This is a genomic window from Actinopolymorpha sp. B9G3 (assembly GCF_040120725.1).
Lineage (GTDB): Bacteria > Actinomycetota > Actinomycetes > Propionibacteriales > Actinopolymorphaceae > Thermasporomyces.
In genome coordinates, this window is sequence record NZ_JBEEAB010000018.1 from 56898 (window position 1) to 76615 (window position 19718).

General features: G+C 69.1%; 19 protein-coding genes. 3 read left to right on the plus strand and 16 right to left on the minus strand.

Annotation, left to right across the window (positions count from 1 at the left end; all coding sequences use genetic code 11):
- Positions 1-48 precede the first annotated feature (48 nt).
- From ABNF93_RS26020 to cpt, 9 genes are all read right to left on the minus strand, one after another.
- On the minus strand, positions 49-2634 hold the full coding sequence (locus ABNF93_RS26020) for a putative baseplate assembly protein (RefSeq protein WP_349330811.1): 2586 nt from the start codon (positions 2632-2634) through the stop codon (positions 49-51).
- Entirely contained in the window at positions 2631-3023 is a 393-nt protein-coding gene (locus ABNF93_RS26025; RefSeq protein WP_349330812.1) for a GPW/gp25 family protein, read from the minus strand. Before ABNF93_RS26025 ends, ABNF93_RS26020 begins: the two co-directional genes overlap by 4 nt.
- Positions 3020-3337: a hypothetical protein gene (locus ABNF93_RS26030; RefSeq protein WP_349330813.1), complete on the minus strand. Its 318-nt coding sequence runs from the start codon at positions 3335-3337 to the stop codon at positions 3020-3022. The genes ABNF93_RS26025 and ABNF93_RS26030 overlap by 4 nt, the downstream gene beginning before the upstream one ends.
- Positions 3337-3831 (minus strand): phage baseplate assembly protein V, encoded by a 495-nt coding sequence (locus ABNF93_RS26035; protein WP_349330814.1) that lies wholly within the window; start codon positions 3829-3831, stop codon positions 3337-3339. Before ABNF93_RS26035 ends, ABNF93_RS26030 begins: the two co-directional genes overlap by 1 nt.
- Positions 3831-4982, minus strand: coding sequence for a hypothetical protein (locus ABNF93_RS26040; protein WP_349330815.1), 1152 nt, complete (start codon positions 4980-4982; stop codon positions 3831-3833). Before ABNF93_RS26040 ends, ABNF93_RS26035 begins: the two co-directional genes overlap by 1 nt.
- A 5-nt stretch (positions 4983-4987) precedes the next feature.
- Complete coding sequence (locus ABNF93_RS26045; protein ID WP_349330816.1) at positions 4988-5293, minus strand: LysM domain-containing protein; 306 nt, start codon at positions 5291-5293, stop codon at positions 4988-4990.
- Between the two features lies 1 nt (position 5294).
- Positions 5295-5951 (minus strand): hypothetical protein, encoded by a 657-nt coding sequence (locus ABNF93_RS26050; protein ID WP_349330817.1) that lies wholly within the window; start codon positions 5949-5951, stop codon positions 5295-5297.
- Positions 5952-6144: 193 nt separating this feature from the next.
- Positions 6145-6909: an AfsR/SARP family transcriptional regulator gene (locus tag ABNF93_RS26055; RefSeq protein ID WP_349330818.1), complete on the minus strand. Its 765-nt coding sequence runs from the start codon at positions 6907-6909 to the stop codon at positions 6145-6147.
- Positions 6910-7264: 355 nt separating this feature from the next.
- Positions 7265-7798: a chloramphenicol phosphotransferase CPT gene (cpt, locus tag ABNF93_RS26060; RefSeq protein WP_349330820.1), complete on the minus strand. Its 534-nt coding sequence runs from the start codon at positions 7796-7798 to the stop codon at positions 7265-7267.
- A 211-nt stretch (positions 7799-8009) separates the two neighbouring features.
- On the opposite strand from cpt, the gene ABNF93_RS26065 reads away from it, so the two are divergent.
- Positions 8010-8831, plus strand: a complete 822-nt coding sequence (locus ABNF93_RS26065) for an alpha/beta fold hydrolase (RefSeq protein WP_349330821.1) — start codon at positions 8010-8012, stop codon at positions 8829-8831.
- Positions 8832-8998: 167 nt separating this feature from the next.
- Here ABNF93_RS26065 and ABNF93_RS26070 read toward each other — a convergent pair whose 3' ends face one another.
- The 4 genes from ABNF93_RS26070 to hisD form a co-directional block, all read right to left on the minus strand.
- Positions 8999-10366, minus strand: coding sequence for a hypothetical protein (locus ABNF93_RS26070; protein ID WP_349330822.1), 1368 nt, complete (start codon positions 10364-10366; stop codon positions 8999-9001).
- Positions 10367-10671: 305 nt separating this feature from the next.
- Positions 10672-12114 carry a lactate racemase domain-containing protein gene (locus ABNF93_RS26075; RefSeq protein ID WP_349330823.1) on the minus strand — a complete coding sequence of 481 codons (1443 nt, stop codon included), beginning with the start codon at positions 12112-12114 and terminating at the stop codon, positions 10672-10674.
- A 68-nt stretch (positions 12115-12182) separates the two neighbouring features.
- Positions 12183-13061, minus strand: coding sequence for an NAD(P)-dependent oxidoreductase (locus ABNF93_RS26080; protein WP_349330824.1), 879 nt, complete (start codon positions 13059-13061; stop codon positions 12183-12185).
- Positions 13062-13214: 153 nt separating this feature from the next.
- On the minus strand, positions 13215-14564 hold the full coding sequence (gene hisD / locus ABNF93_RS26085) for a histidinol dehydrogenase (RefSeq protein WP_349330825.1): 1350 nt from the start codon (positions 14562-14564) through the stop codon (positions 13215-13217).
- 352 nt (positions 14565-14916) lie between these two features.
- On the opposite strand from hisD, the gene pip reads away from it, so the two are divergent.
- A complete protein-coding gene (gene pip, locus ABNF93_RS26090) occupies positions 14917-15861 on the plus strand; it encodes a prolyl aminopeptidase (protein WP_349330826.1) in 945 nt (314 codons plus the stop codon).
- A 334-nt stretch (positions 15862-16195) separates the two neighbouring features.
- Here the strand turns inward: pip and ABNF93_RS26095 are convergent, their stop codons facing one another.
- Positions 16196-16831, minus strand: coding sequence for a DUF2461 family protein (locus ABNF93_RS26095; protein WP_349330827.1), 636 nt, complete (start codon positions 16829-16831; stop codon positions 16196-16198).
- Between the two features lie 390 nt (positions 16832-17221).
- On the opposite strand from ABNF93_RS26095, the gene ABNF93_RS26100 reads away from it, so the two are divergent.
- A complete protein-coding gene (locus ABNF93_RS26100) occupies positions 17222-17701 on the plus strand; it encodes an NUDIX domain-containing protein (RefSeq protein ID WP_349330828.1) in 480 nt (159 codons plus the stop codon).
- A 607-nt stretch (positions 17702-18308) separates the two neighbouring features.
- Here ABNF93_RS26100 and ABNF93_RS26105 read toward each other — a convergent pair.
- Both ABNF93_RS26105 and ABNF93_RS26110 read right to left on the minus strand, forming a co-directional pair.
- Complete coding sequence (locus tag ABNF93_RS26105) at positions 18309-18746, minus strand: OsmC family peroxiredoxin (RefSeq protein WP_349330829.1); 438 nt, start codon at positions 18744-18746, stop codon at positions 18309-18311.
- Positions 18747-19090: 344 nt separating this feature from the next.
- Complete coding sequence (locus ABNF93_RS26110; RefSeq protein WP_349330830.1) at positions 19091-19471, minus strand: VOC family protein; 381 nt, start codon at positions 19469-19471, stop codon at positions 19091-19093.
- Positions 19472-19718 lie beyond the last annotated feature (247 nt).

The following is a 19718-nucleotide window of genomic DNA, read 5'->3' on the forward strand; positions in this document are numbered from 1 at the left end:
GCGCCAGCGAGTCACACCCGCAGCCGCCGCCACACCCGCAACCGGCGTTCACGCTCGCCCCCGCAGCAGAGGGGTGAACCGGCCGTTCTCCGGATTGCTCGGGTCGGTGTCCGCCCGCAGCACCTCACGGGCCGCGGCGTCGATCCGACCCCGAGCGACCTCGCCGGCCGGTGCGCGGCCCAACCGCCGGAACCGCAGGCCGGTGCCGTCGTCCCCGACGTCCACCCATGCGACCCCCGGCACCGCCATCGCGGTGGCGACGACGTCGCTCAGGAACAGCGACTGGCCGAACGTGAAGTTGTCGGGGTGGAAGAAGCCGCGGCGACCGTCAGGCAACCGACCGGCGGAGAACGCCCGTGCGAGTGCGGCGGCGATGTCCGCCCGCTGATAGCCCGGCGCCACGCACACGCCGAGCACGATCTCCAGGGGTACGTACACCGGCCGGGCAAGCTCCACGTCGACCCCCGCCATCCGGCGAACCTCCAGGACGGCCGAGATCGCCGCGGGCACGGCAGGGTCGCCGGCCCGGTCGGCTCTCGGGTCGACGGTGACTTCCTGGGCGTACCACGAACCGCTCCAACGGCGCCGGGCCACCGCCCGCTGCACCGCCGGGTCGCGCATGGCCACCGCGGCGTAGTCGTCCGAGGTCACCGCGCGCAGCTGGGTGCGGAACGCGTGCGGTGCGAGTTCGCGGACCTCGGCGATCGGTTCGGCGTCGACACCACCGACGGCCGGCAGCGGATTCGTCACGGTCAGGCCGTCGGGCACGGTGGCACCCGGGCGAGACAGCAGCCGGGCCAGCGTTCCGGGTCCGACGTTGCCGGCCGTGCCACCCCCGAGCCGGTACGTCGCGGTCGGCGTCGTGCCGGCGACGGGACGACGGCCCGACACCCCGTCCCCGAACCTCAACCGGCTGGCTCCGTCGGACTCCGTCTCGACCACCACATCGGCCGCGAGCCGGCCGCTGGCCAGCAGGTCCGGTCGGGGCAACCAGGTCCGGGAGTCGTCGTCCAGCTCCAGCTCGGCGACAGCCGTCCGCGGATCCGGCACCAGGGCCCCGGCCGCACTTGCCAGGACGACGGGCGACGGATCCGCCCAGGCCAGACCGATACGTCGTAGCCGTGGCCGGTAGGTCGCACCGACCGGGACCTGGGGAGGGTCGAGCCGCTCACCGGCAACGGTGCCGCCGTGGTCGGCGAGGACGACGTTCGCGAGGGCTACCGCCACGACCCGGGCGCTGCCGTCCTCGGCACGTTCGGCGACCGGCAACGGAACGGGAAGAGCGTCCGCACCCGACCAGTGCAGCTCCAGCACCACCGACCGCTCCGACAGCGGATCCGTGTGCACGACCGGGTCCCGGTCCAGCCGAACCGCGTGCCGCCGGGTCGGGTCCCCGGTGAGCACGGAGCCGTCCGGGCCGAGCGGGGCGAGGACGAGGACGTCGCCCGCTCTCAGCTCGGGGTCGGCGTCGCCGGGTTCGCGCGCCACGAACGCCGAGGTCGCGCCGGCCGGCAGGCAGTGCTCCGGGTCGCCCCAGGAGTGCAGCCAGAGCTGGTTGCGGGCCGGGCGCACGCGCACCGTCGCACATGTCTCGAACACGACTCCGCCGCTCTCCACCACATCGACGGCAGTCACCGGACCGGTCGCGGGCGGGCTCGACGGGTCGGGTGCGTCGGCGGCCGGTGTCCCGGCGGGGAGGACGACGTCCGCGGCACTGGTCAGGACCAGCCAGGTGCGCGCGCTGCAGCCGTCGTGCATCCGGTAGTCGAGCAGCCGCGCGTGCCGGCGTACCGACGTCCGCCGCCGGGCGGTGCCGAGGTACGCCTCGGCCGCGACCCCGTCCTGCCACGCGGCCAGCCGGTCCCCCATCGCCGCGAACAGCTCCACCAGCATCACGCCCGGGTCCGCCGGGTTGCGGTCGGTCCAGTCCGGCACCAGGGTGGCCACCCGGTCCAGCAGCCGGGTACGCAGGGCGTCGTAGTCGCGGGCGAGGTAGTCGAGCACCGGCGAGGTCGCTTCGACCGGCGGGCAGGCCAGGTCGATCCGGCAGTCGAGGTCGGACGGGCAGTCCACGGTGAACGTGAACGCGGCCTGGGCGAGCGGCTCGTCGAAGCCGTCGGGGACACCCACCCCGCCCGGCCCGAGCAGCTTCAACACGTAGGTCGACCAGTCACCACTGGACGACGTACGGATGACCAGGACCCCTGCCCGCTCACCCGCCCCCGTCGTGCGTTCGACCAGCCTGCGGTCGGCGGGCGTCACGCCCGGGAGCGGGTCGACCGGTGCCGAGGACTCACCTCCGGCCAGCGCGTCCGCCGGGTACGCCCACTCCACTCGGACAGGCTTGACCAGCGGGTCCGGGCGTACCCCACCGAGCACCAGCACCTCGTCGGCGCCCAGTCCTGCCGGCACCGGGCCCCGCAGAAGACGCACCAGCAGGGTGCGCTGCCGCGGCGCACCCGCCACGAAACCAGGGGTTCCGGGGGCGTTGGCGAGCACCTCGATCGCGTCGATGCCGTCGAGGGCCGGCGTGCTGGTCCCCTCGACCAACGCCCGCCGGGCGTCGACGTCCACCGCGGTGGTCAGGGTGACGCCTGTGCGCGCGTCGTTCGGGTCGGGGTACGGCGTCGTCACGGCGCACCTCCGGGCGGTCCGGTGACCGTGAGCGTGCGGCGGCTCGCCACCGCGCCGCCGACCAGCGGGGCGTACGTCACCGTCACGGCCAGCGTGGACTCCGCGGCTTCGACCGTGACGTCCTCGACCCGCAGGAGGTCGCCCAGCCAGTGCTGAAGGGACCCGTGCACGAGCGCCTTGGTGGCGCCGGCCAACTCGTCCCCGCTGGGAGCGAACACCAGCGCGCTCACGCCGCTGCCGAAGTCCGGCCGGTTGACCCGTTCACCCGGACGGGTGAACAGGACGGACTCGACCAGCCCGCGCAGGTACGCGTCGAGGTCGACCAGCGCCATCCGTCCCCGCCCGTCCAGGCGGAGCGGGAACGCCAGATGCCGACCGCCGCGGGTCATGAGAGCTTCACCCGTGGCTGGGCGACCACGACGTTGAGGGGCACCCCGGTCGGCACGCAGGTCGCCGTCCCGCCCTGGATCACGAGCGGCTGGCCCATGGACATCACCCGGGTACTGCCGACCGCCCACATGGCGGCCGTACAGGGCCCGCCTGCGGCCGGCGGCAAGGAGCATCCGGCGACGGTCCATGGCGTGGCCAAGCCCACCGCGGCCGCCCCGCCGAACTTCACCCGCGGGTGGGGAACGGTCGGCTGTGCCTGCCCGCCGTGCGCGCACAGGACGGTCGCGCCCTGCTGGACGCCGAAGCCAGGCATCAGATCACCTCCAGTGCGCCGTCGTTGACTGACACCGAGGCGGCGGTGAGCTTGACGCTGGCCGCACCCATGGAGAGCTCCATGCCGCTCGCGGTCATGGCCAGCTTCATCGGCACCGGAACGGCGGGCGACCCGACCTCGATCGTCACGCCACCGGCACCGGGCAGGTCGCTGAGGGTGATCGTGACCGCCCCCGTCTTCCAGACCTTGACGTCCGGCAGCCCTGGCGACGGCGCTTCACCCGCGTTCCACATGGCGCCGGCGAGGATCGGGTAGTCGGGGTCGCCCGCCTCGAACTCCACCCACACCGCCGCTCCCACCGGCGGGACGGCGAAGAAGCCGACCCCGGACCCGGCGTACGGCACACACGGCTCGGCCCAGCTCATCCGCCCGTCACCGAGTACCGCGGGCACCGACACCTGCACCCGCCCACGAAGCATCGGGTCGATGTTGTTCTCGACCTTGCCGCGGTACTTGCCGAAGAACGTGGCCATCAGCCCGCCCTCCCGACCGGCACTGCCGGCACGGTCGATCCGTGGCCGTCGCGGGTGAGTTCGAACCTCTGGTGGTAGGAGCCGCGGGACAACTCGTGCTCCACCTTCCGTACGTACCAGAGGCCGTCGTGCGACCACCCCGCACCGCGGACGCCGACCAGACCGCGCGGGCGGAGCACACCTCCGTACCGCGCACCGTCGAGGGTTCCCTCGGCGATCACGGCGTCGGCGCTCCGGTCGACCTCCGCCTGCGCGCGGGCGACCGCGCCGACGGTGTTGCTGCTCGCGTCCCGCAACCGGCGCTGGCGTACGTCGCCCGCGTGGGTGGCCAGCAGCGGGAGAGCGGACAGTGGAGGCCGCAGGCTCGCCGGGCTGCGCACCGGGGTCGCGGCACCCGTGCGCCGGTCGGTGACCGCACCGCTGACCGTCGCCGGTGCGAGCGCCTCGACCCGGAAACTCATCCCGGACACGTTCGTCTCAGGACCCAGGTCCACCGACAGCGCCGGCTGCGGAACCCCGACCCGGACCGGCGGACCCCAGTAGAACGTGCTGGTGCCCGGCGCGGGCCCGGGAACGACGTACGCGACGTACCCGTGCCGGCGGGCGAGCTCGGTCAGGTGCGCCAGATCGGTGCCGTGCTGGGTCGGCACCCGGTCGATTGGGAGCGGCGGGTCGAAGTCGACCGGTGGCAGTGCCATCGGCACGATGCCCTTCGCCGCGTACGGCGCGAGGATCGTGAGCACCTGCGGGTAGTCGTCGAGTGCCGGGTGTTCGGTGTCACGTTCCTCCCGGTCGAGGAGATAGGACACGTCCTCGCCGGTGACGTCGAGCGTGGCCCCGCCTGGTTGGTCGCCGGGAGTCAGGCGGACCTCGGTCACGATCCCGTCCAGGAGGACCATCGGCACCAGCCCGAAGGTGAGCACCACGACGACCCGGGAGAACGCCGCGACCGGCGAGGACTGCAGCCCGGGTACGTCGAGCGCACCGTCCGCGGCGGACCGGCCGGCATCGAAGGTCAACGTGAAGACCGAACGCTCCTCGTCGTTCTCGGTCACCACGACTGAACGCAGCCGGGCGGTGAACGGAGCCGGCAGCGGTACCGGGATCGTCGGACCGGCTAGGACGGTCAGCCGCAGGCCGAGGGCGGGCACCGGGCTCACATCCCCGGAACCGGGATGACCAGGAGGGCACCTTCCGCGTCCGGCCCGACCAGCGCGTCCGGGTCGAGTGCGGCGTTCGCGTCGGCGATCCGCCAGAACGCCGCCGGGTCACCGAGGTACCGCGCGGTGACGAGGTCCAGCCGGTCGTCCGCCGCCACCGCGTGCAGCGCCATCGGCGCGGCCGCGGCGGGATCGGGCACCGCCCGCCGGCGGAGGTAGCGGACCTCGCGGGAGCCGCCCGCGCCGTCCGGCACTGTCGCGGTGGCGATCTCGACGCCGTCGTAGCGACTGCCCGCGGCCATGTCAGGCCCCCGCGAGCCCGGCACCGGCGGAGACGACACCGGCGACACCCGCCGCGGTGGCCATCGTCTCCTTGAGGACCTGGTGGACGAGGAACAAGGCGTACCCGGGATCGGTGACGGGCAGGTCGTTGTACGACAGCACCTGCGCCGACAGGTCGACCGTCGCCCGGATCGGATTGAGCGCCGGGTCGAACGCGTCCTCGGTGACCGTGAGACTTTCCAGTCGGACCGGCACCACCCTGGCCGGTCCCCAGACCAGAACCGTCAGCGGGCCTTCCGGCGGCAGGATCTCGATCGTTCCGGCCATCAGCAGGCCGGCGTTCGTGATGACGTGGACGCTGCTCGGGTAGAGCAACATCTCCAGGGCCGCCAGGTGCCCCGCGATGCCGGTCGTGGCGGCGAGCGGGTCACCGGTCTCGAGCTGGTCGGACGCGTCCACCTCGACGTTCATCGAGATCGTCTCGACCGGCGCGCCCCACACCCGGTGAGCGTCCGCCGCACCGACCTGTGCGTCCGACGGCGCTTCCCTCGGCCGCAGCGCTCGGGTCACGGTGTCGGGGTTGTACTGGAAGACCACCACGCGGGAGAGCGGGCTCGCCGGGTCGACGGCGACGATGGCCCCCCGCAAGGTGCGCGGGCTCCCCGGAAAGCTCCCCATGCGGTGCAGGTTGGCAGTGCCGCGTCACCGCGCTGTCACGCAGGTGTCACCCGCGTCCTGCACCACCGCGTTCATCGACTGTGCTGCTCCTGGTGACGCGGATTGCGGCATGGTTGCGCGCTCGGCGATTTACCAGGCCGTGTCAGCGTCGGCGTACTCCTGGGACACGAGCCAAGGCATGATCCGCCAGGCCTCAGGCGCGCTGTCGTAGGTTCTCACCGACAGCTCCCTCCGACCGGCCGGTTTCCCGCCACGAAAAGAGGCCGCGGAGAGCTGGCGAGGGCTCTAGACCGAGTTCGGTCCTCAGCAGATCGCGGCAACGTTCGTATTGACGGGACGCCTCCCAGCGATTCCCGGCGGCCAGATGGGCGCGTACAACCGCATAATGGGCGCTTTCGCGAAATGGCTCCGCACAGACCACGACGAGTCCCGCGTCGACCGCCTCGCCATACCGACCTGACTGCCTGAGTCGCTCACTCAGAGCCTCGAGAGCGTGGAGCCGCAACTGGTGGTAGCGCTCGCGTTCGACGGTGAGCCACTCATCGCCCCAGTCTGGTAGGAGCTCCGCGGACAGCAATGCGCGCGTCCCGACTGTCAGGATTTCGTCGCATGGCCGTGCAAGGTCGAGAAGCCGCCGCGCACATACCTCGGCCTCGTGGACGTCAACCGCGACATCTCTCGCCAGGCCAATTCGCTGCGCGCCCACCTCGACGAGGTCCCGCGCCGACTTGTGCGCCCGCCACAACGTCGATCGCAGGTTGGCCGCAGCCTTCGCCGACGTCGTGTCCGGCCACAACACACCCGCGACACGCGCACGACTCAGCGGCCTGCCGTGGAGGGCGAGAAGGACGAACAGCCGCTGCACACTCCAGACCAGTGGAATGGTCTGTCGGCCGACAGTGAAGGTGAATCCATGAAGAAGGCTCAACGCCGCCGCTGACGTATGGATTCCGCCCATGCATGGCCCCCCACGAACCTGCCCTGCGAAGCCGATGACCGGCGTCGCGCGATCCACCCCTCATCCGGCATCAGCATGAGGGATCAGGATCTCAGCTTTGTGCGGGACCACCGCTTCGGCCTCGGATGGCTCCCGTGAGCAGGACGCTACAGGAGTGGGCAGGCGTCGTCAGACGTTTCGCGATCAAGGCCACCGGGAATGATGCTCTGCTCGCCAACTTGCTCTCGAGGAGACGCTGAGCTTGTTGCCACAGGCATCGCTCGCCTCGTCACCGTCGACCACCGGGGCGCGTCCGCACCGCCGCAGCTCGAGCGGCCCGCGGCTGGCGGCCCTGTAGCCGGGAGCCGACCGGCGCTCAGCTGACGAGGGCAGCGATGGTTCGCGCACACACCAGGGACTCGGTATGCGTCGTGTCCACTTCCAGGTCATAGGACACCCCCTGGTGAACCACCTCCGCCTGCAACGCGGCCATCCCCTGGATGCGATCTCCTCGTGCGATCTCACGGCCTGCGGCGACCGCCCTTTCACACCTGACGCCGACCCACAACACGGCCAGTCCACCAAGAACCTTCTGCCACCGCTGCTGGGACCCCGCTCCGCCGAGGAAGACGTCATCGATGATGACCCTGGCGCCCGCACGGGCCATCGCCACGACGCCCTCCATCCAGGCCGCCTGCAGCGCCATGAAGTCCGCCCCGACGCTCACCTCGCCATCGGCAGCGAACGTGATCCCCTCGTCCGACGTCCGCATTCTCGCGGGCAGCGCGTCGACGAACGAGTCGCACCCGAACACCGGCCACGGATCCGGCAGTACTGCCTGCAGGCACCGGACGATCCCGGACTTCCCCGAGCTGGAACCACCGTTGAGAATGATCACCTGAGTCGTCACCGAGCCACAGTAGGGGCGCTTCCCGCACGGCACGAAACGAATATCGGCACACTGCTCTGCTGTCACCACTCGGTGAACGTTCCCGGTCACGCTGCTCACAGCCGCGACCGAGGCCTGGGGCGTGCCCACCGATGAGTTTCGCCTGCGGGCACGGTCTGTGTTGTCGTACGTTACGAGCCAACTTCGGATTGCAAGGAGTACGACTGTGGGCATGCAGTGGACGTCGGAGGCATCAGGGTCTGGCAGCTACGCGGAAGTCAACGGGATCAGGCTCTACTACGAAACCCACGGTTCCGGGCGGCCACTCGTGCTCCTGCACGGCGGTCTGGGCTCCGGGGAGATGTTCGGCCCGACCCTGCCCAAACTGGCTGAGCGTCATCAGGTCATCGCTCCCGACCTGCAAGGTCATGGCCGTACGGCCGACATCGACCGCCCGATCGACGTACGCCTGATGGCCGACGACATCGCGGCGCTGATCGACCACCTCGGGCTGGACAAGCCCGACGTGGTCGGCTACTCGATGGGCGGCGGGGTTGCCCTCCAAACAGCGGCGAGGCACCCGGGCAAGGTCGGCAAGCTTGTCGCCTGCTCCGCGAACGTCTGGCGCAACGCAATCCCCACCGAGATGCTCGAACAGCAGGGCCAGGTGAACGCCGCCGCGGCGGAGTTCATGAAGGACACGCCGATGTACGAGCTCTACCAGCGGGTAGCGCCACACCCGGAGGATTTCCCGAAGCTGCTGGACAAGATCGGGCAGGCGATGGCCAAGGACTTCGACTTCTCCGACGACGTACGCAGTCTGCAGGTGCCGACTCTCCTCATGGCCGCGGACGCCGATATGGCGCCGCCGAGCCACTACATCGAGGTCTTCAAGCTGCTCGATGGTGGACTGCGCGATGGCGGATGGATGGGCGAAGGTCGACCGAAGGGCGGTCACGCGCTGGCGATCCTGCCGGGCCTGACGCACTACAACCTTGCCGTCTCACCACTTTTCGCCGCCACCGTCCTCGCATTCCTCAACGGTGAGAGCTAGACAGGCACAGGCGCGGAGCCCGAATGGCGCCGCTCTGTGTCAAGTGGTTACAGCGGCCGCGCCCACATCCTCGCAGCGCACCTGCGCCTCACTCGTCGACCGAGCACGACACTTCGGGTCAGCGGAGTGGGTGAGTCCGGCGACTCGCCCACTCCGCTGACAACCCCCTACGACTGCGGGGCTGCGGAGAGGACCAGCCGTCCGTAGTCGCCGAACAGTCCACCCGCCTGGATGTAGTACGTCGTGCCGGCGACGGTCGGCAGGTCCACCTGCGCCTGCAATGTCGAGGCGGGCAATGGGAAGCCCGGCGCGTCATCGTCGCCACATACCACCGGCTCCATCACGCCGTCGGTGAGAGCGTAGACAGCCACGACCGTGTCGAAGTCACTTCCGGCGGTGTCGATGTCGAGGGTTTCGCCGTTCCCCTCGACGGAGTACCACAGGGTGCGCTCGACAGGCGCCCACGCGCACGGGACGTCCGCTTCGGCCTCGAGCGCCGCGGCACGGTTCGTGTCGCGGACAGTCTCGTCGAGAACGAGGGGCGTAGCCGCCTCCGGCCGGTCGTTGACGGGCAGCGGACCGGCCGGCTTCGGGCCCTCCGGCGATGTCACCACGGAACGGGTGACGATCTCCAGGTGCTCGCAGGTGGCGCTCGCCGCGCCCCAGGGCAGGTCGACGGTCGCGCTGACGTCGTACGGCGTGTACTTCTGCACCACTCGGGCAATGGACGTCCGCAACTCACTGACTGTCGTCTCGCCGGTTGCGGCCATGGTGACAGAGACCGGGAGCTCGGCCACGAACTCGCCGTTCTCGGAGTCTCGAAGCGGAAGCACCGCGGTGAAACTGTCGGCTGATGGGTCGACTGGCCCGAAGAGGTTGTACTGACGCCCGTCGTGCTCGACCTCCATGGACAGGAAGTACTCGCCCTCTGCCGGGCCGAACACACCCACCACGGCATCGCCTTCACAGCGGGCCGAGTCGAAGAGCATGCGCTCGAAGCGGACCGTGGACTCGGGTGCGTTGCGCAGGTAGGTCGACTCGACCGACGACCCGGTGCAGTCCAGCGATCCAAGGTCATAGCCCTGGAGCGTCAGCGTGGCGTCAGCGGCGAGCGTCGAGGCCACCGACTCCGACCGTACGTGCTGGTTGCCGTTTCGGGTGTTGTCCGTGGTCTCGGTCTGCGCCGTGATCGAGGTCGTGGCCGCGAAGTCGCCCGTACCCACGAACTCGCCTTCCGGGCTGTAGACGTCGAGCACGAACCGCAGGTTTCCGTCGTTCCAGGAACCGGTCCCGAACGCCTCCACCAGCGGATCGTCGTCGGTACCGACCCGCACGAAGGCGAAGTCCCCGAAGTCGGTGGACGAGCCCGCCGTAGCGAAGACCGGATCGCCCTTCGTCGTCGCGCCGGTGCAGGTGACGCCTGCCTGGAACGTGGTCACCGTGTAGGTCGGACCGGCAAAGGACGGTACGGCGGTCGCGACGCTCACCGACCCCGCTACCGCCAAGCCCGCGATGGCGCGGACGAACATGTTCATCGGACCCCCCTCTTCACGGGTCCAGCACCCGCGCGCCGAGATCGTATGTCGGCGGCGCCACCTTGGAAGGTGGATTGACAAACTTCCCTGATGCTTGGTGCGAGCCTGCGATGATCTCTTGCCATGGCGGTGGTGAGGATCGCGGTCGCGCAGGGTGTCGGAACACAGGACTTTCCGGACCCGGTTCCATTCGGGAGCAGGGGCGTCGGGTTCGTGAGCTGATGGGGCTGGCGATAGCGATGCGGGAGTTGCGGGATGCGACGGCGTTCGGCACCAGCCACCTGCTAAACCGTCGGCAACTGGCACTAGACATTCCTGGCTGAGCGGGTGCCCTCATGTGTGACAAGGTGGTAGGCCGGCTTGGAGAGTTCGGGTATGACGATGAGGCGTGGATCTCGTCCGACCAGCGCTGTCGCGTCGGCGAGCGCGTCGCCGACAGAGTCGATCGGCGTTGCGCCCATCCCCCTCGCGTGCTCCGGGCTCTGAGCGCCGGCGATGTAGACAGCCTGCGCCAGGTCGCGGGCAACGCTGCCCATGTAGATCATGGAGAAGGCGTGGAACGGATGGTAGCCGTGCTGGTTGCGGTAGGCGGAGATCCACTGCGGCTGGTTGCAGAAGTTGTCCTCGTGGGCCGTCATCTCGTGCGGGTGCCGGCACGACTGCAGCAGGTCGTAGGCGGCGGCATAGGGCGGGAACTCGCGGCTGTTGAACCAGCCGTCGCAGATCGAGGTCGCGATGACGACCGGGTCAGGTCGTAGCGCGGCGCGGGCGCGGATCACCGAGGCACCGATCGCCTGCATCATCAGGATCGGGTTGGTACCCATCCCGGCGCCGTAGTGGAAGTCGCGCGGCATCCCGATGACCAGGACGTCTGCTGGCGGCCCTGGGAGGCGGACCTCGGTACGCTCGGTCGCCATGCCCCACGACGCCTCCTCGACGGCACCTATGGCGCCGGCCCTCACCCGGAGCTGGCGTGACTGGCTGTCCAACACGGCGTCGACCGTGAAGAACGGCTGCGGCATCGCCGACTCCATTCGTTGCTGGATGGCAGCGAGCTGAGACCGGAAGTAGCTCCCCGTCGTCGGCGGAGCGAAGTCCCCTCGCGTCATCGACGCCGGCGTGTGGTGGCATCGGATGGACCGCCAGCCGGTGAGGCCGGTGGACGGCATCTTCGACCCGCCACTGAAACCGCCGTACGGGTTGCCTGACGCATGGCCGACCAGGATCGTGAGGTCCGAGTCCACGACGCATCGGTTCACCTCGACGGCGTCGCCGTGGTCGGACCGCTCCAGGGTGACCATGCCCTCGGCATCCTCGGCGTCGTGGTTGACAATCCGTTCGGGGCCGATCCGTCGAACGACGTGCTCACCGAGCAGCTCGGCCATTTCGTCCATGGTGTTCTTCCGGTGCAGGCCGATCGCGTTCACCAGCCGAACGTCGCTCAGCCGCACGCCTCCGCGTTCCAACTCGTCGAGCAGGAGTGGTACGGCGACCCTGCGGTGCGCGGTGGCGTGCGTGCCTCCCTTGACGCGGTCCGGGAACGCGATCGTCACCCGCGACCCCGGGCGGACGAGGTCGCGGACCCGGTCAGACCCGAGCGGGTTCTCGAGCGCGGACCGCGTGGCCTCGACCGGGTCGTCCAGTGGCCGCGGCTCCCGATGCGGCTCGCCGGTTCGAATCACGACGGCACTGTCCGGGAGATCGACCTCGACATGGCCGGTGCCGTACTCGAGCTGGACACGCCGCATAGGTGGTGTCTCCTCTCGTGCAACCGATTCCTCGGTGGGTTTCCTGGAGTGCGGACGGGCCCGCGTCGTCACTGCCCGGCGTCGGCCGACAGCGCGCGATAGAGCTCCAGCACGGCGCCCGAGTCCTGGCCACCGTGTCCGAGATGCACCGCGAGCGAATGGACCTGGTCCACCACGGTGGCGATGAACGCCGGTGCGCCGACCTGACGCGCCATCTCCATGGCGAGTCTGTTGTCCTTCTGCAACAGCGCCAGGGCGAACGTCGGCTCGTAGTCGGCGACACTCATCCGCGGACCAAGCTCCTTGAACAGGTTGGACACTGTGCCGGCGCCGGAGTCGGCGACCGTCTCGACGAACACCGCAGGGTCCAGGCCCGCCAGCCGGCAAGCATTGAGTGCCTCGGCGGTGACCGCGTTGATGGCACCGAACATGAGGTTGTTCAGCACCTTGAGGATCGACCCTGCGCCGACATCGCCGACCCGGCGTACCTGACGCGCCACGGTCCCTTCGAGCAGGTCGCGGACCGCCGCCACACCGTCCTCGCTACCTCCGGCCGGAAGCGTCCATACACCGCACCTGTCGGGACGGCCGAGTACCGGTGCATCGACGTACTCCACGCCGCAAACGGCGAGTCGCTGCGCCGCCTGCCGTGCCGTATCTGGATCGATGGTGGACAGGTCGGCCACCACGGTGCCGGTCGCCGCACCGGCGAGCGGTCCGTCCACGCTGCTCAGCACATGCTCCGGCCCGGGCAGTGACAGCACTACCGCGCGGGCCCGCGCGACCGCATCAGCGGGGTCGTCGCAGGTCTTGACGCCGGCCGCCGCCGCAGCGCGAAGCGCAGTCGTCGACGGGTCGAAACCACGCACCAGATGACCGTTCTCCACGAGCTTCGCGGCCACCCGTCCGCCCATGGTGCCGAGTCCGAGCACACAGATCTCGTTCACTTTCCCACTCCGTTCCCACACCCCTGGTCTGTGACGCGGTGCGGTGGCCTCTCCATCGGGCGACCATAGTCGTCGACGTGGTCGAGTGCTGTCTCAAGAGCCTTCGACCAACGCCGAACACACTGCGCTCCGGCAGCAGCCGGAGACGGGCCGCTACGCGCCGTCGCTCTGTCGGACGGTGACGGTCGCGGCGTGCGCGGGGAACCCCTCGTGCCCGGCCAGCTCGGTCACCACCGGGGCCAGCCGCCGGAACTCGGCCTCGTCCAGCTGCGCGACCGCTGCCCGCACCAGGTAGGTGCTGGCGGTCACCCCGCTGGAGACCTGCGCGAACCCGCTGGTGGGCAGCGTCGCCGGGGTGCCGATCGCGAAGTTGGAGGCCGCGAAGGTGGTCCACTGTCCGAGCAGCACCGTGCCCGCGTGGCGGGTCAGGGGCAGCCAGTGGTTGGGGTCGGCGACGGCAAGTTGCAGGTGCTCCGGGGCGTAGGCGGCTGCGATCTCCATCGCCTGTTCCCGGCTGTCGGCCAGTACCAGGCCACCGTTGTCCGCGATCGACGTCGCCGCGTACGTACGGCGCGGCTCGGGCAGATCCGCAAGCTGCTGTGCGACGTGCGCGCGGACGGCCTCCAGCACTTCGCGGGAGGTGGAGACCAGGACGGCTGAGGAGTCGGGCCCGTGCTCGGCCTCGTTGATCAGGTCGGCGGCCAGCCACCGCAGGTCGGCGCTGTCATCCGCGACGATCAGAGCGTCGGTGGGGCCGAAGCCGACCTCCACCACGCAGCCGAGCCGCTGCACCTCCAGCTGCGCGTACGCCACTGCGGGCGAGCCAGGGCCAACGATCTTCCGCACCTTGGGGACCGTCTCCGTGCCGCACGCGAGCGCGGCGATCCCGGCCGGGCCGTTGCTGCGGTACACCTCTGTCAGCCCGAGCTCTTGTGCGGCGACCAGGGTCGCCGGGTCGACCTGGCCGGCGCCGCCGGGCACGGGCGGGACCATCACCACGATCCGTTCCACTCCGGCGACCACGGCCGGGGTGGCGATCTGGATCAGCACGGACGGGAAGGAGCCCTTGCCGGAGGGCACGAACAGCCCGACCGAGGGGATCGCCGTGGCCCGCTCGCCAACCACCAGTCCCGGCCGAGGCTCAGCTGTCCACGAGGCACGCTGCACGATCAGCTCGTTGAACGCCCGCACCTGTGCGATCGATGTATGGATAGCCTCGACCAGCGGCTCGCTCACCGCAGCGCGGGCGTTCGCGAACTCCTCCTCGCTGACTCGCAACCGGTCGGCGGACAGGGTCACCTTGTCGAACCGGTCCAGCGCGTCGATCAGCGCGTCGTCCCCGCGCCTGCGGACATCCTCCACGATGACAGCGATCGAAGACTGAAGCGTCTCACTCACACCGTCGTGGTCACCGCCCCGGGACAGGATCCGATGGCGCTCCACGGCGGTCGCCGTACTCCAGTCGACCAGCCGCAGCTCCGCCACGTTCACAGTCCCAGCCATCCGTCCGCTTCTCATCACTCGTTCGTACGGGGTCCCATCTCTGCCGCGCGCACGCACTCCGGTGGGGGCGCTTTCGCGGCGGCCGCAGTTACCACCAGAGGGTAGCCACCAGACCTTCCCGCCACGCGTCCCGCCGCAGACGTCCTAGCCGCCGCCTGGACGACGCTTACGACCAAATGACCCGCCGTGCGCGAGGGCAAGGCCGTGTCCGCCGGTGCTGATCGGAGCGGGTTCCGCGTGATTCTCCTGAACTGGTTTGCGTGGGCGCCAAGGACGTCGGGTGGGACGTCACGGCGAGAATCACGGGGCTACAGCACTTATGTTAGTGCTGTCATTTCTGATGGGAGGACGGATGTACCCCAAGCTCGAGCCCTACGACCACGGCATGCTCGACGTCGGCGACGGCCACCGCGTGTACTGGGAAACGTGTGGCAAGCCGGACGGCAAGCCCGCGCTCGTCGTGCACGGCGGCCCCGGCTCGGGGTGCGGGAGCCCGATCCAGTTCGATCCCGCCGTCTACCGCGTGGTCTTGTTCGACCAACGCAACTGCGGCCGGAGCACTCCGCACGCCAGCGAGCCCGTGATCGACCTGTCCACCAACACCACCGACCACCTGATCGGTGACATGGAGCAGCTGCGCGAGCACCTGGGCATCGACAAGTGGCTGTTGTTCGGCGTCTCCTGGGGCTCGGTGCTCTCGATCACCTACGCGCTGCGCCACCCGGAGCGGGTCTCGGAGATGATCGTGACCGCCGTGGCCACCGGCAGGCACTGCGAGATCGAGTGGCTGATCCGCGGCTTCGGCGCCCTGGCCCCCGAGGCGTACGAGCGCTTCCTCGCCGGCGTCCCCGATCCCGGCGAGGACATCTCGGCCGCCTACCACCGCCTGCTCATGGACCCCGACCCCGCCGTGCACCGCAAGGCAGCAGACGACTGGTGCGCCTGGGAGGACGCCATCGCCACCGTCCCGCCCGGCCGCGACATCGAGCGCGAGCCGTGGGAGCCCCGGTTCCAGCTCGCCTTCGCCCGCCTCGTCACGCACTACTTCAGCAACCGCTGCTGGTTGGCAGACGACCAGCTGGCCCGCAAAGGACACGTGCTCAAGGACATCCCCGGCGTCATCGTGCACGGGCGACTCGACCTCGGCGCACTCGCCGGTGCTCCGTGGGTGCTGCACCACGCGTGGCCAGGCTCCGAACTGGTGATCGTCGAGCACGGCACGCACGGCACCGGAACGACAGAAGCCGTCATCGCTGCGACCGACCGCTTCGCCAGATCCCAAGCGTCGTTCTCATAGCTGCCCGTGCGCAGCATCGGGACCTGAAGGTCGGATCCCTGTCACCTGAGGTGTACGTCCGAGGGATCCACATACATACACCGGGCCCGGGGTGGCGCGCATACGTAAAGCCGTTCGGTCGGCTGCGGTCAGGATCGGCGGGTAGCTAGGCCAATCGGAATCCCGGTGTCGGGAGCGTCGATCGTCGTGGAGGCCGACCACCTGCTGCTCAACGCTAACGAGAGGTTGTCCCGGACAAGCTCCCCTCGCCCACGCTGGCGTTCGCGCCTACGGAGTAGGGCAATCGGTGGCTTCGGACGTCAGGTGGTGTCTGGACGCCCGCGGCCGGGCAGACTCACCGGCTGCCGGCAACATTGTTCGCGAGCCAGGAGGTCAACGGGCGTAGCTCGGCGAAGGCTGCGAGCACCCGGTCGACCGCTTCTGGTGTGTGCAGCCAGTCTTCGCATCCGAGCGGTCGTTTGGCGATCAGCGACCGGTGGCGCAGCAGGTCCGCCCGCGGATGGCCGACTGCGTATCCGCGGGGTATCCGCTTCATGACGCGACCCGCGACCGCGAAACCCTTCTCCTGCAGGGATCGCAGGAGGTCCGCGAGCTCGGCACCGCTCGCCTCGGCCGCAACCGCAGTCCGATAGCGCTCCATCTGGGCAGCAGGAGACAATCGTCCACCGCCGTGGACCCTCAGACCGTCGAGATCGAACCCCAGGCCGAGATCGACGAACGGGGCAATCCGTACGGTTGCGTACTGGTGCTGCCAGCGTCCGTACGCTGGCGAGTAATAGCCGGCGACGGAGAAGTCGTCGTACGCCGGATCAGTATCCGCGACATCGTGCAGCAAGGCGATCATCGGTTGCCGCACCAGCTGCTCGCGGTCCTTGCGGCATCGTTCGCGTACGTCCACCGGCGGGTCCCCGTCGAGCTCGAGTAGGACGTCGTACGCCTCCTTCGGCCATCCAGTGAAACGTCCGATCATGGCGAGCATTGTGCTCGGTGCGATAGGACATCGGCAACGATGGCCGCGCTGGCCGCGACAGCTCGGTGAACCAGCGTCCGTCGCGGGACCGGCGTCCATCGTCGTCCGAGCGAGCCGAGGCGGCGGCACTGGCACTCACCCATCCGGCGCCGCCGATGGCTCGACCAGCTCCACGCGTCGCCCCAATCACGAGCGCGACCTATCCTTCGAGTGGTTTCGACATGATCGCGGACGGTATCAACGGCCACCGACCATCCCTACGAAATTCCAGCCCGGCTCAGCACCGGCGACTCCCGGCGGCCTCCAAGCTGGCGGCATACTGCTGGGCGCCATCAAGCGTGGGCCTGTGCGCAGGCGATGATTCCTGCCTGCCAAGGCTAGTGTCCTCGCATGGGTGCGGAGTCGCAGTGGTGGGAAGTGATTGCGCGGAAACGGGAGGCAGCTGATGCACTCCTGCTCGACGAGGCCGGTCGTCCGCTGATCGTGCAAAACTCGTGGGACGACGCGTGGAACATCCCCGGAGGCTGTCTCAACCCTGGCGAGCCTCCCCGGCTGGGCGCGGAGCGAGAGGTCAAGGAGGAGCTTGGTCTGCGGATTACGGTGGGCAAGCTGCTTGTAGCCGACTGGGAGCCTCCCTCTGAGACGCTGCCTATCGATGGGCTGATGACCATGTTCGATGGCGGCGTCCTGACGGCCGCCCAAGTCGCGGCGATTCGCCTGCAGGAGTCGGAGATCCAGGCCTACCGCTTCGTGGCGCCCGATGAGTTCCCGGCCACACTGCCTGACAATCTCGCCAGGAGGCTGCGAGCAGCGTTGAGCGCTCGAGAGTCTGGGATTCCCGTTTATCTGGAGGACGGTTACCCAGTCTGACGACGGGAATGTAGGCGTTGCCGTCGGCGCGGGCTTGTCACGAGCAGACACGTGGCACGGCGTCTCGCGACGACGAGACTGATCCCAAACCGCGCAACATCTTGCTCTCGCCCGCGTAGAGCGTCCTCACCCGCTCGTTTGCTCGCCGCGACAGGCTCACACTCAGGAATCGTCGACCGGCTGTGGAAGTAGTGCGCCTGATGGCTGGTCACGAACACGACCCGGCTGCCTTGCGGCATGATCGGCGTCGCCAGGTCCACCATGCGCACTTGTGCGTCCCTGTTCAGTCTCATGGCGTAGTCGGCGCGTTGCAGTGCCATGGCCCGCGGGTGTCGAGCCGCTGAAATCCGATGACCCCGAACGGCTCAACTCGTTCAGTCAGCCACTGTTCGATCTGGGCATGGCTGATCGGGCTGCGTCCTCCTCGTGTCGTGGATCAGGCTGGACGCGAGAAACTCGTCCCAGTCGTCGGTTCCGACCAGTCCATCTCTGGTCGGGTACGGATCCAACTCGGTGCCCCGCATCAATGTTGCGCTGAATGCAACGGAGGCAGTGAGCTCGAGTCTGCTGCGACCCTCGCCGGCAGGCCGCAGGCTCCTCAGGTGGTTCAGCCGTTCAGTAGCGTGGTGGAGGTCAGGCTGATCGTCTCGACGCCCTGTAGTGCCCGGGAGACGGCGCAGGCCTCCTTCGCGGTCTCCGCAAGCTCGCGGAAGCGGGTTTCGTCGAGCCCTGGGGCGTCGGCCTCGGTGTCGAGGTCGATCTGGTTGATCGTCGGAGCGCCATCGACCATGCGCAGGTAGGAGCGCGCCGTGGTCCTGATCAAGCGCGGCGTGTGTCCTGCCTCGGTGAGCATGTGACAGAGCGCCATTGAGTAGCAGCCGGCGTGCGCGGCCGCTATCAGCTCCTCGGGATTTGTGCCGGCGCCGTCTTCGAAGCGTGAAGCGAACGAATAAGCGCCCGTCCAGACGCCTTCGCCGACCGTCACTTCCCCGGAGCCGCTGCTCAGGTCGCCGTTCCATCGTGCGCTGCCGTTGCGTGGTGCCATCGTGGGTCTCCTTTTGGTTTGTTGTTGTTATTACTTGGCTGGTGGTCTCGTGCCCGCGAGTCGGCGATCATGACCTTGCCGAAGGGGCGGGCGGACTCGTAGTAGTGGTAGGCGTTGACCGGCTCGTCGAGTCCCTCCCACATGCCCTCGGTGAGCATGCCGGTGTACGTGTTCTGCTGGCTGGGATGGAGCCTGCCCACCGGCAGCACTACCCGCGGCTTTACAGCACGAGTGGCCCCGGTCGTGGTATTCCGGGTCCTCCGGCGCTATTCGCGGCAGTATCACGGGAGGCTGCTGGAGACGAGTCGGAGGCAGGACGACATGGCGACTTGATTCCCGCACGATCAGAGTTGTTGGGTGAGATTGACCGGGTTGCCGTCCGGATCAGTGATGTGCGCGACCCGATGTCCCCACGGCATGTTCTTGGCCGGGCCGAGCACCGTTCCGCCAGCCGGCTCGACCCGTGGCAGGAGGTCGTCGACGGACTCAACGAATACGGCCAGGATGACCCGGCCAGGAGCGGCGTCGGCTCCCGACTTTGCCTTGACGATGCCGAGGTCGGCTGCGCCGAATCTGACACAGACGTAGAACGGTCCGCCGCGTCCATCGGGAACACGCATGTACTCCTCGGCCCCGAACAGTTCGCCGTAGAACGACTTCAATCGATCGATGTTGTTGGTGGACAAGTTGGACTGGATCGCGGTAACGATGGGCTTGTTGGTCATGCCTAATAGACACAAGACAAGTCGGAAACTCATCGCTCCCCGACGGAGATGCCCGACCACCGAGCGACGGACCAGCAGCAGCACCGCGTGCGGCCCCCGCAGCACGAGTACCCCCGGTCGCTGGCATACCGGGGCCTCCACGCGCTACTCGCCGCAATAATTCGGACGGGTGGAGACACCGAAGATGGGCAAAACCCGCCACGTCCCGGGCTCCCTGGCTGGCGTCCCCCTGTATTGGTGGAGCCAT

Coding starts and splice junctions, on each gene's coding strand:
- ABNF93_RS26025 (WP_349330812.1), bottom strand. CDS start 3,023: ATGACCCGCGGCGGTCGGCATCTGGCGTTCCCGCTCCGCCTGGACGGG.
- ABNF93_RS26030 (WP_349330813.1), bottom strand. CDS start 3,337: ATGCCTGGCTTCGGCGTCCAGCAGGGCGCGACCGTCCTGTGCGCGCAC.
- ABNF93_RS26035 (WP_349330814.1), bottom strand. CDS start 3,831: ATGGCCACGTTCTTCGGCAAGTACCGCGGCAAGGTCGAGAACAACATC.
- ABNF93_RS26045 (WP_349330816.1), bottom strand. CDS start 5,293: ATGGCCGCGGGCAGTCGCTACGACGGCGTCGAGATCGCCACCGCGACA.
- ABNF93_RS26050 (WP_349330817.1), bottom strand. CDS start 5,951: ATGGGGAGCTTTCCGGGGAGCCCGCGCACCTTGCGGGGGGCCATCGTC.
- ABNF93_RS26055 (WP_349330818.1), bottom strand. CDS start 6,909: ATGGGCGGAATCCATACGTCAGCGGCGGCGTTGAGCCTTCTTCATGGA.
- ABNF93_RS26065 (WP_349330821.1), top strand. CDS start 8,010: ATGCAGTGGACGTCGGAGGCATCAGGGTCTGGCAGCTACGCGGAAGTC.
- ABNF93_RS26070 (WP_349330822.1), bottom strand. CDS start 10,366: ATGAACATGTTCGTCCGCGCCATCGCGGGCTTGGCGGTAGCGGGGTCG.
- ABNF93_RS26075 (WP_349330823.1), bottom strand. CDS start 12,114: ATGCGGCGTGTCCAGCTCGAGTACGGCACCGGCCATGTCGAGGTCGAT.
- hisD (WP_349330825.1), bottom strand. CDS start 14,564: ATGGCTGGGACTGTGAACGTGGCGGAGCTGCGGCTGGTCGACTGGAGT.
- pip (WP_349330826.1), top strand. CDS start 14,917: ATGTACCCCAAGCTCGAGCCCTACGACCACGGCATGCTCGACGTCGGC.
- ABNF93_RS26095 (WP_349330827.1), bottom strand. CDS start 16,831: ATGATCGGACGTTTCACTGGATGGCCGAAGGAGGCGTACGACGTCCTA.
- ABNF93_RS26100 (WP_349330828.1), top strand. CDS start 17,222: ATGGGTGCGGAGTCGCAGTGGTGGGAAGTGATTGCGCGGAAACGGGAG.
- ABNF93_RS26105 (WP_349330829.1), bottom strand. CDS start 18,746: ATGGCACCACGCAACGGCAGCGCACGATGGAACGGCGACCTGAGCAGC.
- ABNF93_RS26110 (WP_349330830.1), bottom strand. CDS start 19,471: ATGACCAACAAGCCCATCGTTACCGCGATCCAGTCCAACTTGTCCACC.